Raw genomic sequence first — 17,426 nt, forward strand, 5'->3', positions numbered from 1 at the left:
TTCTTATACATCATATTCTAGTTCCTTTTCAGCTAATTTTTTTAACTCTATAGCATCATGAATATTTTCATTGTATTCTACTATTCCAACCTTAACCTCTACATTAATATTTTTCTCCTGATTATCTAACTTTAAATTTATATTTTTTATATCGTCCTTTACTCTTTTATTGACAACTTCCCCTCCAAGTTCATCCGTTTCAATTAAAAGTATTGCAAATGTATCATCATTAAGCATATATTGAATATCCTCAATTCTAGTTGATTTAACTATACACTCACTTATTTCACCTATTATTTCTCTCATTTTTCTCTCACCAAAATAAACTAAAAGTTCATTGTAATAACTTATTTTTATAAGCATTAAAGCCATTGGAAACTTGTGTCTTTTACATCTACTAATTTCTCTTTCCAAATCCTCATAGAACCCTTTCAAATTTGAAAGTCCAGTTTTTTTATCTATAGTAACAAGTTCTTTCATTTCATTTTTTAATTCTTTATTCTCATTTTGAATTTCCCTTAACTTATCTCCAAATCGACCTGTTAAAAACGAAATTATAGGTATTGATATAACCCATAAGTAAACATTTATATTTATATTTATATTTTGTATCAATGATAAATATAAAAAATAACTAGCATATATAAACACAGCTATAGTAGCACTTAATAATCCCCAAATTGTACCTTTGAAATATGCTATTAAAACTATAAATGCAGTTATCCCCAGCATTATAAAATCTAAAAAAGTGTTGTCATGAAGATTAAAATATAAAAATCCAAATATAATAAACACTTGCATAATCATTGCTACTATATATAAATCAATACTTCTTGATAATTTATCCATATTAAAATTCTCCTTTATTAAATTACTTACTCCTTACATTGTAATTCTAGATTGATTATCTATTTTTTCAATAATATTGTAATAAATTAATGTTTTTTTGTAATAATAACTGTATTTTATATCTACAAGAATACTTTGTCGATTTATAGTATATTTTGCACTAATATTCTATTTATAATACAAACTTAACTATTAAAATTTATAACAAAATATAACAAACAATGTAATTACAAATAATTTCCCCAATACTTATCTCATAAATTTTTATTATTAAGTTCTTACATAAAAAAAAAGCATTACAATTATCGAATTTGTAATGCTTAATACTATAATTTTATCTAGGAATAAATCCTATTTTCTTTTGCATTTTTCTTAATGTTTTATTAGCAACATAATTAGCTTTTTCTGCACCTTTTTTGTATATTTCTTCTAGTTCACTTTTATTTTCTAATAATGCTTTTACCCTTTCTTGTACAGGTGTTAATTCTTCAACTATAGCTTCTGCTACATCATTTTTAAATTGAGCATAGCCTTGACCTTTATATTTATTCTCTATTTCTTCAAAAGTATATCCCTTTATATTTGATAGTATTGTCATTAAGTTTTTAACACCTGGTTGTTCATCACTATACTTAACTTCACCTATACTATCAGTAACTGCTCTAGATATTTTTTTTCTTATAACATCTGGTTCATCCATAATTAATATATAGCTATTTGGATTATCTTCAGACTTTGACATTTTCTTTTCTGGATTTTGTAAATCCATTATTTTGGCTCCTGTTTTACTCAAATAGGCTTCTGGAATAGTAAATGTAGGACTATAAGTTTTATTAAATCTTTCAGCTAAATCTCTTGCAAGTTCTAAATGTTGAACTTGATCAGCCCCTACTGGAACTACATCTGTTTGATATAATAAAATATCCGATGCCATTAATAATGGATAGGTAAATAATCCTGCCCCTATACTTTCACCACTTTTTTTTGATTTTTCCTTATATTGAGTCATTCTTGAAAGTTCACCCATATATCCATTACAAGTTAAAAGCCATGAACACTCACTATGTGCTGGAACATGTGATTGGATAAATAGTGTGTTTTTCTCTGGGATTATTCCTGATGCTATATATATAGCCAATATTTCTAATGTTCTTTTTCTTAAATCCGCTGGTTTTTGCATTACTGTTATTGCATGTAAATCAACTACACAAAAATAACAATCATATTCATCTTGAAGTTTTACCCAATTTTTTATTGCTCCTAAATAATTTCCTAATGTCAAATTTCCAGAGGGCTGAATTCCACTGAAAATAACTTTTTTCTTATCTTCCATAATAAAAAACCTCCATAAATTTATTTTAAATAAAATATAAAAAAGCCCTATGAAAATTCCATAGGGCGTGTATTAACGCGGTACCACCTAATTTTAAGTAAATACTTATCTTTTCAGATACTAACATATCTTACCTTTATAACGGAAGGAACCGTCAAAAGCTACTTTTAAATTCACCTTTGCTCTCAAAGACCCATTCAGTTTAATCATAATTGCGATAATTTCACCATCTATCACTCTCTAAAAATCTGTTTTTAAACTTACTTACTTCTTATCATAGATTTGAACTTATTTTATAACATTATATTCCGCAATTTAATTTTAGTCAATGTTTTTATGATTTTTAGTATTTTTTTGTGATTTATAGACAAAATAATATAAAAGCTTAATTAAAGGAGTGAAATTTACATGACTAAAAATAAAAAATCTTCCTATCCTCCAAACATGAGAAATTATCTTGATGCACCATTAAATACTCCAGAATCAAAATCTGAGTTAGACTCTGTAAAACTACCAGATAATGTTGAAGATGATATAGTTGTAAACAACATTTCTAATGCAGAATTTGATTATACATTTAATTGCGGTGCAGATATTCCTACTACAGAGGATGATGAATATTTTTAAATTTATCAAATTTAATATTTGAAAATAAAGGTGTTGGATTTTAAGTTTAATCTTCAACATCTTTATTTTTTTATGAATATTAAATTTAAAACAACAATTTTAAATTTATGTAAAAAATTTAAACTTATTTTATAATCAGTTTAATTTAATTATCTATACTGATATACTTTATAGTAAATTCATTCCATAATTTGTAATCTTTTTTTGTAAACGAGGTGATTTTATTAGAAGTTTTAAATTTATTTTAGTTTCTTTCTATTTAGTAATATGCATATTCTTTTCTGCTAGTTCAATATTACCTACAAAAGAAGAGATTTTAATAAGTAATTTTTTGAAAACTTTTTATGACTTTAAAAACAATTCACTTCCTACTTCAAAAGAGTATAATAAAAATTTTCCACATGATGATGTTTCTTATAAATTAAAAGATTATATGAGCGATTCTGCTTTTAATTCATTAATCTCTAGTGAACTTCAAAAAAAATATATTTTGCAATCATATAATATGGGATTTGATAGTAATTGTACTATTTTAAGAATAAATAAAATACCTAAAAGTAACACATATACCTTTCATATAAAAGTAAATGTGATTTTTTCTGACTTAGGATTGAAGGAATCCTACAATATAAAAGGTTCTTTAGTAATTGACACCTTAAATAATTTACCTAAAATAGCATCTTATACCAATATAAAAACGCCTTCTATTGGCACTAGTACAACTTTGTCTAAATTAGTTTAAATCATTGTATGCCTTTGTATAAAGTTGTATAATATACAAATATGAATAAACTTAAGTGTTCTAATTTAGATATTGATAGATATGAACTGGAAAGGGGTTTTTATGACAACTTTACTTATAATTATTTTAATATCACTAGCTTTAGTTCAGTTTTATTTTGCTTTTTTCATGCCTTGGAAAAAACTTGCTGATACTTATGAAGCCAGTGGTGCAACTATTAAAAATAAATCTAACTTTATTAAGAGCCAAAAAATATTACACTTTTTAGTTGGAGTTTCTGTTTTTATAATAACATTTATAGGTTATAAAAATAACTTTCAATTAGATACAAAGTTGACTATAGCTTTAATTACAATGATGGTTCTTTGTGTACTCCCATCATTAAATAAAAAACTTCACATAAAATTTTGATTAAAAATTTTTAATTTGTATAAAGAAAATGGAAACTACATTTTGTAGTTTCCATTTTCTTTATATATTATAAAATTCTAAGAATGATTTCATAGCATAAGTGTGATCATCTACACCTGCAAGCTCTCTTATAGAGTGCATTGATAATGTAGGATTTCCTATATCTACTGAACGAATATTTAAATGTGTTGAATTTATTGGTCCTATAGTTGTACCACCTCTAGCATCTGAACGATTTACAAATTTTTGTACTGGTACCCCAGCTTTTTTACATACCATTTCATATACAGCATCTGAATCAGCATCTGTTGTATATGCTTGATTTGCATTAATTTTTATAACTGGTCCTTTATTTATAAGTGGTCTACTTGTTGGATCATGTTTTTCTGGTGCTGCTGGATGTACAGCATGTGCATTATCTGCTGATATTATATAAGATTTTGCTAATGCTCTAAAGAATCCTTCTCTATCTTTTCCTAAAGATAGTACAATTCTTTCTAAGATATTAGATAACATATCTGAATCTGCACCTTGTTTTGTAGCACTACCTATTTCTTCGTTGTCATAGCATACCATCACATTTGTTGCTTGTGTTATATTAGATTTTACTAACGCATTTATACCAGCATGAACCATTTGTAAGTCATCTAATCTTCCCATTGATATAAATTCATCATTTAATCCCACTATAGATCCTTTTTCATATTCATAAAGATATAAATCAAAGTCTATAATCTCTTCTTTATTAACTTTTAATTCTTCTGCTAATAAATTTATTAAATAATTTCCTTTTTCTAGTTTTTCATTAACTAATGATAATACTGGCAAAGTATCTTTTTGAGCATTTATCTCAAAACCTTTATTTATTTCTCTATTCATATGTATTGCCATATTAGGTATTATTAATAATGGTTTATTTATATTAACAAGTTCTGTTTTTGGAAAAAGAATATTATCACTTTTTAATATAACTCTTCCTGCAATTCCTAGTGGTCTGTCAAACCATGTGTTTAATATAGGACCACCATATACTTCTGTATTTAATCTTACATATGAATTTTCAACTGTCATTTCACAATTTGGCTTAACTCTAAATGTTGGTGAATCTGTATGTGCACCTATTAATTTAAATCCCTCTTGTTCTATTTCACCTTTACCTACTGTAAATGCTATAAGTGCAGAATTATTTTTAGTTGTGTAGTATTTTCCACCTTTTTCTAACTCCCATTTAGAACATTCACATAATTCAGTAAAGCCTTCTTTGTTTAATACTTCTTTTACATTTTTTACTGCGTGAAATGCTGTTGGACTCTCATATAAAAAGTCTATAAGTTCTTTTGCAAATTCTAATTTTGTACCCATAATTTACACCTCGTTAAAAAATTTATTCAATTTTAGTATAACATATTTATACATTTTTTTAATTGTTTACATTTTCATTATATAGTGTAATTTATAGTATTATTACTTTGTTTTCTTCAATTTGCTTATTTTAACTTTAAATTTTATATATTAAAATAATTTAGAATAAAATAATATTTTTAAAACATCTGAGATATTATATTAGTGTGCTATAATTTATTAAATAACATTAAAATTAATTTGGAGGAAAAATATGTTTTCTAAATTACTTGTAAAAAAATTCATTAAAAATTCTGATGATGTAAAAGATAAATCTGTAAGAGAAAGTTATGGCTATTTAGGTGGAATTATTGGTATAATTATTAATTTTCTCCTTTTCATAATTAAACTTTCTGTTGGTTTATTTAGTAATAGTATTTCTGTTATAGCTGATGCTTTTAATAACTTATCTGATGTAGGTTCTTCTCTAATTACTATTTTTGGATTTAAATTAGCTGGAAAACCTGCTGATAAGGAGCACCCATTTGGCCATGGTCGTATTGAGTATATATCGGGATTAATTGTTGCATTCCTTGTAATGTTTGTAGGTTTCCAATTTATTTCTACTTCTGTAGATAGAATAAAAAACCCTACTAATATTAAATTTGCTTTAATTCCATTTATATTAATATTAATATCTATACTATTCAAACTTTGGCTTGGTACATTTTATAGATACATAGGTAACAAGGTAAATTCATCAGCATTAAAGGCTACATCTGTAGATGCTTTTAGCGATGCAATTTCTTCTAGTACAGTTGCACTTGCTCTATTTATATCTAACTTTACAACGTTGCCTGTGGATGGTTACATGGGTGTTATAGTTGCTTTAATAATTCTTTATGCTGGTTTTAACTTAATTAAAGATACTTTAAACCCATTACTAGGCTCAGCACCTGAACCTGAACTTGTAGAAAGTATACAAAAGTCAGTTTTAAGTTATGATGAAATTTATGGTGTTCATGATTTATTAGTTCATAATTATGGTCCTGGAAGAATTATCGCTTCCATTCACGCAGAGGTTCCTTGTGATATTTCAGTTGTTAAAATTCATGAAATAATTGATAGAGCTGAAAAAGAAGTTTCTAATGAATTAAATATTTATTTAATAATTCATATGGATCCTATAAATACTGACAGCAATGAAATTTTACAAGATAAACAACTTGTAGAAGAACTTATAAAAGATTTTGATATAATAAAATCTTTTCATGACTTTAGAGTTGTTGGTGAAGGAGATATAAAAAATTTGATATTTGATGTGGTTATAGATTCTCATATACAGTTTTCTAACTCTGATGAACTAAATCTAATAAGAAAATTAAATGAAAAAATAAAAGAAGCACATCCTCATTATAATCTTCTAATTACATTAGATAGAGATTATCTTGGAATTTAACTTAAAATTATATTATTTTCTTTATAAAAAATATATGGAATATTAAATTCTATATATTTTTTTATTTTACAATACACTTGCAAAATGTATATTTTATGTAAATTTTTATAATTTCAGAATATTTTGTTTTTAAATTCATTTATTTTCTGATAATATTTTATTTGTACTGTTAACTTTTTACTGATTTAAGAATACTATATTATGTAAATATTTATAATTCAATTTATGAACATAGAGTTTTATTAAAAATTTAAAATTTTTCACTATAATAATTTTTAAACATATATATTTATCTCACATTTTGCATAAATTAAATACAATGGTTTTAAAATAAAGTTAGGCATTTAATTAAGTATTTTAAAATCTAATTCTTATACTCTATGTTTATAATTCATTTAGTTACTTACGAATAGAGGTGTTATGTTATGTCAAAAAAACAAAAACATTACTTTTTAGGTGGAAATACATCTAATGGATTTTATTCTCATTACAAATATATACTTCCTCAAGAGAAAGCAAGAAGAATTATTTGCTTAAAAGGTGGTCCTGGAACCGGCAAATCATCTCTTATGAAAAAAGTAGGAAATTTATTTCTTGAAAAGGGATATAATGTTGAATTTCATCATTGTTCGTCAGATAGCAATTCCTTAGATGGTGTTGTAGTTAACGGACTAAACATTGCTATTTTAGATGGTACTTCTCCTCACGTTGTAGATCCTATAACTCCTGGAGCTATTGATGAAGTTCTAAACCTAGGACAATTTTGGAATGAAGAAGGTTTTAAAGAAAGCAGAGATAAAATAGCTTCAATTCAAAAACAGATAGGTAACAATTTTAAGCGTGCTTATAGATTTTTAGCTGCTGCTAGAAATGTATATGAAGATTGGTATACATTTAATAGCGAAGCATTAGATTTAAACGAAATAAATATTTTAAAGGAAGATTTAAAGAATTTTATCTTCAAAACAAAAGTATCAAATTTAGGTTATGATAGACATTTGTTCTCTACTGCTTTTACCCCTGGAGGTGTAATAAGCTTCATTCCAAATTTAATAGAAGATGTTGAAAATGTATATATCTTAAAAGGTGGACCTGGAACATGTAAAACAGAAATATTATCTTACTTAGCAGATGAAGCAGTCCGCAGAGGTTACTATGTAGAAGTTCTTCACACTCCTCTTATGCCTGAAAAAATAGAACATGTATTAATTCCTGAACTAGATACAGCCATTGTTACTTCTAATGAAATAAATAAATTATCAACTACTGGTATTGTCTATGATTTAAATAACTTTTTAGATGAAACCTTTATGAAAGAAAATAAAGATGAAATAGATTATGTACGAAATACTTTTTATATTTTATTAAATAAAGCTTTATCATGTATAAATGGTTCTAAAGCATTACATGATGACTTAGAAGCTCTTTATATACCTAATATGAACTTTGAAAAAATTAATAATGCTTCAGAAGAATTAATTCAAAGACTTTTAAAATATGAAAAAGATTATTTGTCTGAATTACAATAAAACATTATTAACTTTTAACTTGTTATATTCACTTTAAAACTCTTATAATTAATTTAAAATAGAAATAGCCATAATTATTAATAATCATGGCTATTTCTATTATTTTTTTAAACTTTTTTCAACTTCCTTTTCTGAAGCTTTTGTAATTTCACTTGGATATCCTAAATATTTTAACAATTTTATAGCATTTCCTGTTTTACATACTCCATTTTTCATTTTATAATCAAATACTAATCCTTCATTTTCATCTACATCTTCACAGAAGTAATAGTGTTCATATTTATCTTCAGCTACTTCTGTAAGTTCTATATCATGTGTTGCAACTATTGATATTGCATTTCTTTCCATTATATATTTTATTATTTCTTTTGATGATGCTATTCTTTCCACTGGATTTGTTCCCCTAAATATTTCATCTATCATACATAATGCTGTTACATCATTGTTTATTGAATTCAATATCTTAAGTAATGCTTCACACTCACCTAAATAATAGCTTTTTCCTGTGTTCACATCATCTGAAATGCTAAGTGATGTAAAAATCCTTAAAAAGCTAGCATTATAATTCTTAGTTAAAGTTGTATAAAAGGTTTGAGCAAGTAATGCATTAATCCCTATCATTCTTAAGAACGTAGATTTACCTGACATATTAGAACCTGTTAAAACTATTCCTTTTTTATCTAAAGTTACACTATTAGAAACTGGTTCAGCTATCAACGGATGTACACCACCTTCTATAGATATGTATTGATTCTTCTGAGCAAAGTTAGGTTTTGAGTAACAAGAAACCCTTTCTCTATAACTTGCCATAGATATAAGTGCATCAATTTCACCTACTAATTTATATAACCTAATAAGACTTTCCCTTTCAGATTTTATTGTGTCTATAACATCATAGTATCCCCTTATTTTAGTTAGAAATAAAATATTAATATATTCAATTAATATATCTGCACCTCCGGTAGCTGCTAAATATACTGACTTTTTCTCAATTTTCCCTAATGGTTTTATGAACTCTTTTATTCTTTTTCTATAATCACTTATTTCATCATTATTAATGTTTGAAATTCTCTTAGCTACTGTTATTAATCTTCCTGCATAAGCTATTGAATTCACTTCTTCTTCTATTTCTTTAGCCGATTTATAATGAATAAATACATTTAGGAAAAATGTAAATAATACATATTGATATGCTCTAGCCCCTATAAAAAAGCATGATATTATTGCCACTACTGGTAATATTGCTGCTACATTACATAGCACTTTTTTTAATTTATTAACTTCTTTTTTACTATTAAATAAATTTATTATCTGTCCTTTATTTTGTTTTCCTAGACCTAATAAAATAACTTGTAGTTTTTCTCTTAACTCATAGTTATTATTAAGCATTTCTATTTTTTCATCTCTTATCTTTAATTCGTTTTCTTCTATTTTAGGTGTCCTCAACATGTAATATAGTATTTGTTCTCCAGCAGTTGTACCTGTAATATTTATTTCTTTAAATACATCATCTAAGTTTAAATCATTGCATGTTTGCTCATCTAAAACATAAAAATCTTTTTCATGTAAATCTTCAGTACTTATATTCTCAAAAAATTTCTTAACTTTCTTTAAGTCAACTTTTTCAGCATCATTATATGGCCATCTTTCAGATACATATATAATTCTTTCCTCAAATTTTTGTTTTTTATAAAAATAAATACTTAATACTATAAATATTGCCGTAACAATAAAACCTATTTGATAATAAATACTGCCTTTCTCTCTACCTAAGTATAATGTCCCAACAAAACATCCAATTGTTATACCTATCATAAACATAAATAATGTTTTAAGTATCATTATCTTATTCTTCATAAATATCATCTCCCATCTAATATGCAAAAATAATAATTAAATTTAACTATTATTTTTAACTTTTCTTATATTTAATTTAATAACAACCTTCAAAGTTGCAATAAATTTTTGTATCATTTTTTAGAAATAAAAGATTGCATATTAATTTTACCATATATTCATAGGGTTCCAAGTTAGAATTAAAAATAATTTCTTTATCATCAGCTTTTCAAATTTATAAGTCATTCTTAATTTTAAATAAAGATTCAACTAAAACAAGAGTAATTTCCTTTTTAATCTTAGAGCTCTATACATATAATAAAAGTTATTGTATAATAATATTTTTATTATAGATATTTAAAATATGGAGGTTTACTTTTATGTTTGAAATAATAGAACGTGATTTAGAAGAAATTTTAAAGGAAAAAATTAAAAGTTGTGATTTTGCCATTAGTAATATAGATTCCCTTGACAGTACAAAACATATGGATAAAGTTTTTTTATCTAGAGCTCAATTTAAATTTACATTAATAAAAGACTTTAATTATGATGATACATATAAATCTGTTTTAGATGATGTAAATGAAGCATTAAAAATTAATCCAAATAGTTTAGATGGTAAAAAACTTAAAATTGAACTTGAAGAACTCTTAAATAATTATAAATAGAAATATTTAATTTTTTCTAAGTATTTTTATTTATACTAAATTTTAAAACATATTTCTACTGTTTTCAAATTTAAATATGACAATTTTTTTATACTTTTTACAAATATTTTATTTTATTATACTGAATATTGTGATATATTATGTTTATACAATGCTAAAATAAGCTTAAAACTTATTTTAAGGCAACTGATTTTTTCCATTACTGATTAAAAAAATAATAAGGTTTTACCTTATTATTTTTTTATATACAATGTATTTTTTTATATTTAAACCCTATAAATGTTATTTTATCTATTTCATTTTTTAATTATTATATTAACAAAATATGTATTGTGATATGATAATTTTGATGTTGTTAAGATATGAAAATAAAATACTTATTTTATTTTTACATGTTTATTATTATAAGTAAACATAATTCTATGCACAAATTTACCCTAATATTATGTAAATAGGATGAGATTTTAAACTCTCATCCTATTACCTTATTGTTTTGATATTGTTGCTAATTTGTGTAATGCTCTTGTTGCCATTACATAATTTAACTTTTTCATATTAGAATACTTATTTTCATCGTTCTCGTCTGTTTTAACAATTATAACTCCATCAAACTCTAAACCCTTAGCATAGTATGATGGCATTATTGTAAGTCCATGAGTATAATTTATATGCTCTTTTGTAATTAACTTATAATTCAACTTATTAAATAACATATTATTTAACTGCTCTGCTTCTTCCTCATTATAAGTTATAATTGCTATATTTTCTAACTCTTCATTTCTCATATTTTCTATAATATTTAATATTTTATCCATAAATTCTTGATTACTATTAGTGCTTACTTTTTCAACTGGCTCTCCAGCTCTAACTAATGGTACTATATCACTATCTTCTAGAAAACTATTTGCATATTCCATAATCTCTTTAGTAGATCTATAGCTTTTTTCTAATTTATATTCACTTATATTTAAATCTTTTATATATTTTTCTAATGTAAGCATTGCACTTGAACTAGTAAGTGGTAATAATCTTTGATTTGTATCTCCCACAATAGTAAATGAGTTACATTTTGTAAGTTCTTTTACTGCTATAAATTGTAATGGAGAATAATCCTGTGCTTCATCTATTACAATGTGTTTAACTTCATTTTTTAATTTAAATCCTTCTAATTTTACTTTTAAATATAATATTGCAGCTAAATCACCTTCAAACAGTTCTTTATTATCATTTAACTTATTGTATATTTCTAATACACTTGGACTATTTAAATAATTAAGAGATTTTTTTAGTTCAATTACATCTTTTAAAAGTTCTCTAATTTCTAATTTCCTATTAAATTCTATATTATTTATTTCAAGTTCTAGTTCATCTTTTGAAAGACATTCTTTCATCTTACTAAATTTTTCTTCTATAACCTTAAATTCTTCATTTCTTATATCTTTAATTTTAGAATAAATTATTCTTTTTATTTTTTGACTTCTTTTAAATAAAGGCATATTAACAAAATATTCATTGAACATTTTGTTCATTTCATCATCATCTACTACTACTTTTTCTCTTAGCTTTACATATTTGCATTCATAAAAACTTTTATTTAAATTTGAAATATAATTATCTAACTCTTCTTTAAAATCTAATGATGATTTATATGCTATTTCTTTTTCAAAGTTTTCATCTCCATTTAAAACTTTTTCCATAACATCTTTCAGTGATAATACATCTTCAGTATCTATTATTTCAGATGCAAAGTCCAAGAATGTACATTGCTTCACGCCACTCTCGCCCAAGCTTGGCAACACTTCTGATATATAATCCATAAATATATGGTTAGGTCCTAAAATTAATACTTTATTTTCAAAGATTTGTCTATTGTTATATAAAAGATATGCCACTCTATGAAGTGCTATTGTCGTTTTTCCACTTCCAGCTACTCCATCAACTACAACCGCTTTATATTTATCTTCTCTTATAATTCTATCTTGTTCTTGTTGAATAGTCATTACTATATCTTTAAGCTTCTCTGAGGAATTTTTACTAAGAACCATTTGTAATATATCATCATCTACATTCATATCTGAATCAAACATACCATTTAAAATACCTTTTTTTACAATGTATTGCCTTCTTCCAAGTATATTAACATCAACATCTCCCATAGGTGCACTATATTTAGCTTCTCCTAATGATCCATGATAAAATAATGATGCTACTGGTGCTCTCCAATCTACTATTACTGGTTCGAAACGCCCTTCTGGAGTTACACCAAATCTTCCAAGGTATATTTTGTCTATTCCAAAATCTTCTTCACTAAACTCAACGCTTCCAAAGTATGGTGAATATTTTAATATGTTTAGTTCTTTAAGTTTTCTGTCTATAGTAGTAAATGCTTCTTCTTTTACAAACCTTTCGTGATCAAAGTATTCTATTATTTTATCTTCATCTTCTTTATATTCATCAATAATATTTTTTCTATACTGTACTATATAATCAGTTATTTGTTTACGCTTTTCTAAATAAGACAATGTTTCGCTATTTATAATTTCAATTACATCTTTTAATTTTTCTTTTTCGATTTCAAGCTCTAATTCTTTTTTTAATTCTTCATTCAATTCTTTATTAGACATATCATCATTCCTTTCTACAAGAAGAAATTTTCACAAGTATTTTACGCTTGTAAATAACTACTATTTAGACATGTTCAAATTGATTCTTTTAGTATATATAATTTCCCTTTAAACCTCAAGACTACAAATTTATATGTATTTGTGATATAATTATATATAGAGATAGTGTTTATATTTTTAAACTACTCTTATAATTTAAATTCTATCAAATTTTTGTCAAAATATACACTCTTATAGTTCAAATCTTACACTATTTTCTCAATATGTTATATTTTATAAAATTAACTTACTCATAAAAGCACATAATAATTTAATTTTAGTCTAAACTCTATTTATTTATATTGAAAAAAAATAATAGGGAGAATACATCCCCCCTATAAATTATTACTTTTAAATTTCTTTCCAATATTTTATATCTTTTATACCAAGCCCAGGTTCATCTGTTAGTATAATTCGATTTTGATCAAAAGTAACGCCCCCTACAATAGGCTCATCCTCAAATTGAAGCATTGTGTCTAAATCAGAAGTTATCATATTCCCCTTTGCTGCTGCTATACTTGCTGCTGCTGTTATTCCTATTTTACTTTCAATCATACATCCCATCATACATTTTATGCCCATGGTATCCGCCATATTATAAATTTTAATTGCATTATGAATACCACCACTTTTCATAAGTTTTAGATTTATATAATCACATGTTCTATTTTGTATAACTCTAAATGCTTCTGCTGTAGAATATCCAAATACTGATTCATCCGCAAGTATCATAGTGTCTACATTGTCTTTTACTTGTTTCAATCCTTCTACATCCCAATACTTAACAGGTTGTTCTACAAATTCCACATTTAATTCTGCTTCTTCAAACTTTCTAATTATCTTTATGGCTTCTTTAGGTGTCCATGCTTCGCTTCCATCTATTCTCAGTCTAACAGACTTTTTAATAGCTTTCCTTATAGCTTTAACTTTCTCAACATCCTCATCCAATGTTCCAAATCCTAATTTTATCTTTAAACTTGTATATCCTTCAAGCATTGCGTGAAGTGAATTTGATACCATATTTTCCAAACTATCGTGGAATATAGTTATATCTGTTAATGTTTCTTTTTGCGTTCCGCCTAAAAACTTATACAATGGTATATTATATTTTTTTCCTAATAAATCATATATGGCTATGTCTATAGCTGCCTTTGCACTTGGATTTCCTTTTATACACATATCCATATCATTCATAACCCTATCTATAGACATAATCTCTTTACCTTTAATATACTTTTCTATATATTTTATAGCTGCTATAATAGAGTTTTCTGTTTCTCCTGTTATCATAGGAGCTGGAGCTGCACTTCCATATCCCACCATACCTTCTTCTGAAATTATTTTTATAACTACCTCTTCTGATGATTTAATTTCCCTGCTTGGCAGCTTATATAATTTCTTTAAAGGCATATCTAATTTTCCTATTTTTATTTCTTTTATTTTCATAAAACCACCCTTAAAACTTTTAAACTATTTACATATTTAATTATTGTAAATTAAAATTATTATATAATCATTTCTAATTATATAAGACGGCCTCCATTTTTATTACAAAATTTATTATTTTATTTTTAGATAAAAAAATATACATTTTCACAAACTACTAAAATAATTAATAATTTTAAGTTATTCTGTGTAAAATGTAAATAAATATTATAAAGCTTAACTCAAAAAAGTTTAAAATTATAACAGATGAACATATATTAATAGCCGTTTTTTTGCTAACACACACAAATGAAAACCTACATTCATCATCGCACTTAAATGCTCTTTTTAATTGTATCTTAGCAGTAATAAAACTAACTATAATAAGGATTAAACTTATTATACCCCAGTTATCAATATTAGAAAATAACAAGAGTATTGTAATAGCTAATGATACTAAAGATAATATTAACATGTTACCGCTCTCCATAAATTTTTAATATTTAATAAATATTATTTGTATTTTTTTGTTGCAATTTGGAATGTCCTAAATTAATTTTCCTAGGAAATTTTTCATCTTAGTAACTAAATCATGTGTGGTTATTTAAAATGAATATATTAAATTTTATTAACATATTTTTATTGATCTCATAACAATTTGGAATAAAAATAGATATTAATCTATTTGGATAATATTACTTTTCAATATTATTTTATCTATAATCATACTATATTCGTATGATTATGCCTAATAAAATAATTTAATATTTTTATAAAAACCATTATATGATTATAACTCATATCTTGTTAATTTTTTTTAAATTGTTAACATTCCATTTATATTATATCATCTTTAATATATTTTTATCTATAATTAATTTAATCTTTTTTATAACAAAAAAACCCCTATTTTTAGGGGTTTTTCTCTATTTTGCTAATTCATAAAGTGCATATGCATATATTTTTGCTAATTTTATTAATTCTTCAACATCTATATATTCGTTTGGTTGATGAACTGTACTTGGTTGACCTATGAATGTTGGTCCAAAAGCTACTGTGTTAGGCATTTCTTTAGCATATGTTCCTCCACCTATTGACACAAATTTTGCTTCCTCTCCCATTTGCTCACTATAAGCTTTAGCTAATTTTTGAACTAATGGATGAGTTGTTTCAAAGTATAATGGCTCTTGATGTTTAAGATTTTCCATCATAATTCCTGTTCCTTCTAAAGTCTTACATAAAGGAGTCATCATATCATCTAAAGTTTTAGTAACTGGATATCTTAAGTTTAATACAGTTAATCCACGTTCTTTTGTTACATTTATTTGACCTAAGTTAAATGATAATTTTCCTGATGGTTCATCTTCAAGATAAACACCAAAACTTTTTCCATCCACTTCCATTCCAACTTTTTCAGCAAAGAATTTAACATAGTTTGATACATCATCATTTCCAAGTTCAAGTGTTGCTAAGAAAGTTATAAGTTGCATTATTGCATTTTTTCCTAATTCTGGTGTACTTCCATGTCCAGAAACACCTATTGATTTAATAGTTACTTTATTTCCTTCTATTTCAGCACTCATTTCATATGATTTTTCTTTAGCAAAAGCTTCTAATGCAGATTTTACTTCTGCTGCTTTTTCGCATGTTAGTATAGCTTCACAATAATCTGGAACCATATTGGGAGCATTTCCTCCAACTATACTTTCTATAACTATTTCACCATTACCTGCTACTGCAAAATTTTGAGCTAGTTCAAATATTGTTATACCTTTTTCTCCATTTATTATTGGGAAATCAGCATCTGGTGTAAATGCTAATACTGGAGCTTTTTCTTTTTCTAAGTAATATGGTATATCTAATCCACCAGTTTCTTCATTTGTTCCAAATATAACTCTTATTCTTTTTGACATTGGTAAGTTTGCTTCTTCTATAGCTTTTAAAGCATATAAACAAGCAACAACTGGTCCTTTATCATCTGAAGTTCCTCTTCCATACATCTTTCCATCATGTATTTCAGCTGCATATGGTGGGTGTATCCATCCATCTCCTTCTGGTACTAAGTCTAAATGTCCAAGAGAAGCTACATATTCTTCACCTTCACCAATTTCAGCATATCCTGCATATCCATCAACATTAACTGTTTTAAAACCTAATTTTTCTGACATTTTTAACGCACATTGTAAAGCTTTGTCTACATCTTCACCAAATGGCATTCCTGGTTTTGGTTCTCCTTCTAAGCTTCTTATTTTAACTAATTCTTGTGTAGAAGCTATTATTTCCTCACGCATTTCATCAATTCTTTTATTCATATCCATATATATAACTTCCTTTCTTGGAAAATAATTTGTTTTTTTAACAATTTGTTAACTTATAATCTTATTATTACACTTTTTCTGAATAAACTCAATAATGAAATCAAATTTTCTTCGAAATTCTGTAATTGTTTTCAAATTTAATATAATATTACTTTATTTTTATACAAATTTCAAAAATTATTCTAAATATTTTGTATTATTTTGCAGAATTATCATTATCTTCTA

The 17,426-nt window shown here is 25.4% G+C and carries 13 protein-coding genes and 1 other annotated feature; of the genes, 6 read left to right on the forward strand and 7 right to left on the reverse strand.

What is annotated here, in order from left to right; genetic code table 11:
• Positions 1-3 precede the first annotated feature (3 nt).
• Positions 4-849 carry a GGDEF domain-containing protein gene (locus tag BN346_RS03230; protein WP_034439305.1) on the reverse strand — a complete coding sequence of 282 codons (846 nt, stop codon included), beginning with the start codon at positions 847-849 and terminating at the stop codon, positions 4-6.
• Between the two features lie 334 nt (positions 850-1,183).
• Positions 1,184-2,182 carry a tryptophan--tRNA ligase gene (gene trpS / locus BN346_RS03235; RefSeq protein WP_034439307.1) on the reverse strand — a complete coding sequence of 333 codons (999 nt, stop codon included), beginning with the start codon at positions 2,180-2,182 and terminating at the stop codon, positions 1,184-1,186.
• Between the two features lie 58 nt (positions 2,183-2,240).
• Positions 2,241-2,469 (reverse strand) — a binding site (T-box leader).
• 157 nt (positions 2,470-2,626) lie between these two features.
• Between trpS and BN346_RS03240 the strand changes: the two genes are divergently transcribed.
• From BN346_RS03240 to BN346_RS03250, 3 genes are all read left to right on the forward strand, one after another.
• The gene (locus BN346_RS03240; protein ID WP_242838382.1) at positions 2,627-2,809 is read left to right on the forward strand and encodes a hypothetical protein; all 183 of its coding nucleotides are present in this window, start codon (positions 2,627-2,629) and stop codon (positions 2,807-2,809) included.
• 331 nt (positions 2,810-3,140) lie between these two features.
• On the forward strand, positions 3,141-3,551 hold the full coding sequence (locus BN346_RS03245) for a hypothetical protein (RefSeq protein WP_034439311.1): 411 nt from the start codon (positions 3,141-3,143) through the stop codon (positions 3,549-3,551).
• A 102-nt stretch (positions 3,552-3,653) separates the two neighbouring features.
• Entirely contained in the window at positions 3,654-3,962 is a 309-nt protein-coding gene (locus tag BN346_RS03250) for a hypothetical protein (RefSeq protein WP_034439312.1), read from the forward strand.
• 60 nt (positions 3,963-4,022) lie between these two features.
• On the opposite strand, the gene BN346_RS03255 is transcribed toward BN346_RS03250, so the two are convergent.
• On the reverse strand, positions 4,023-5,324 hold the full coding sequence (locus BN346_RS03255; protein WP_034439314.1) for a M18 family aminopeptidase: 1,302 nt from the start codon (positions 5,322-5,324) through the stop codon (positions 4,023-4,025).
• Positions 5,325-5,577: 253 nt separating this feature from the next.
• Between BN346_RS03255 and BN346_RS03260 the strand changes: the two genes are divergently transcribed.
• Together BN346_RS03260 and BN346_RS03265 are read left to right on the forward strand one after the other, a co-directional pair.
• Positions 5,578-6,762: a cation diffusion facilitator family transporter gene (locus BN346_RS03260; RefSeq protein ID WP_034439316.1), complete on the forward strand. Its 1,185-nt coding sequence runs from the start codon at positions 5,578-5,580 to the stop codon at positions 6,760-6,762.
• Between the two features lie 425 nt (positions 6,763-7,187).
• Positions 7,188-8,291, forward strand: coding sequence for a PRK06851 family protein (locus tag BN346_RS03265; RefSeq protein WP_034439318.1), 1,104 nt, complete (start codon positions 7,188-7,190; stop codon positions 8,289-8,291).
• A 99-nt stretch (positions 8,292-8,390) separates the two neighbouring features.
• Here BN346_RS03265 and BN346_RS03270 read toward each other — a convergent pair whose 3' ends face one another.
• The gene (locus tag BN346_RS03270) at positions 8,391-10,148 is read right to left on the reverse strand and encodes a MutS-related protein (RefSeq protein ID WP_051539943.1); all 1,758 of its coding nucleotides are present in this window, start codon (positions 10,146-10,148) and stop codon (positions 8,391-8,393) included.
• Between the two features lie 359 nt (positions 10,149-10,507).
• Here BN346_RS03270 and BN346_RS03275 point away from each other — a divergent pair, with 359 nt between their 5' ends.
• The gene (locus BN346_RS03275) at positions 10,508-10,795 is read left to right on the forward strand and encodes a hypothetical protein (RefSeq protein WP_034439322.1); all 288 of its coding nucleotides are present in this window, start codon (positions 10,508-10,510) and stop codon (positions 10,793-10,795) included.
• A gap of 485 nt (positions 10,796-11,280) precedes the next feature.
• Here BN346_RS03275 and BN346_RS03280 read toward each other — a convergent pair whose 3' ends face one another.
• The 3 genes from BN346_RS03280 to pepV all read right to left on the reverse strand — a co-directional run bounded on the left by BN346_RS03280 (position 11,281) and on the right by pepV (position 17,201).
• Positions 11,281-13,419, reverse strand: a complete 2,139-nt coding sequence (locus BN346_RS03280; protein ID WP_034439323.1) for a HelD family protein — start codon at positions 13,417-13,419, stop codon at positions 11,281-11,283.
• A 390-nt stretch (positions 13,420-13,809) separates the two neighbouring features.
• Positions 13,810-14,904 (reverse strand): mandelate racemase/muconate lactonizing enzyme family protein, encoded by a 1,095-nt coding sequence (locus tag BN346_RS03285; protein WP_034439325.1) that lies wholly within the window; start codon positions 14,902-14,904, stop codon positions 13,810-13,812.
• Between the two features lie 905 nt (positions 14,905-15,809).
• Positions 15,810-17,201 (reverse strand): dipeptidase PepV, encoded by a 1,392-nt coding sequence (gene pepV, locus BN346_RS03295; protein WP_034439329.1) that lies wholly within the window; start codon positions 17,199-17,201, stop codon positions 15,810-15,812.
• Positions 17,202-17,426: the final 225 nt, after the last annotated feature.

The sequence above is a fragment of the Clostridium ihumii AP5 genome (assembly GCF_000612845.1).
Lineage (GTDB): Bacteria > Bacillota > Clostridia > Clostridiales > Clostridiaceae > Clostridium_J > Clostridium_J ihumii.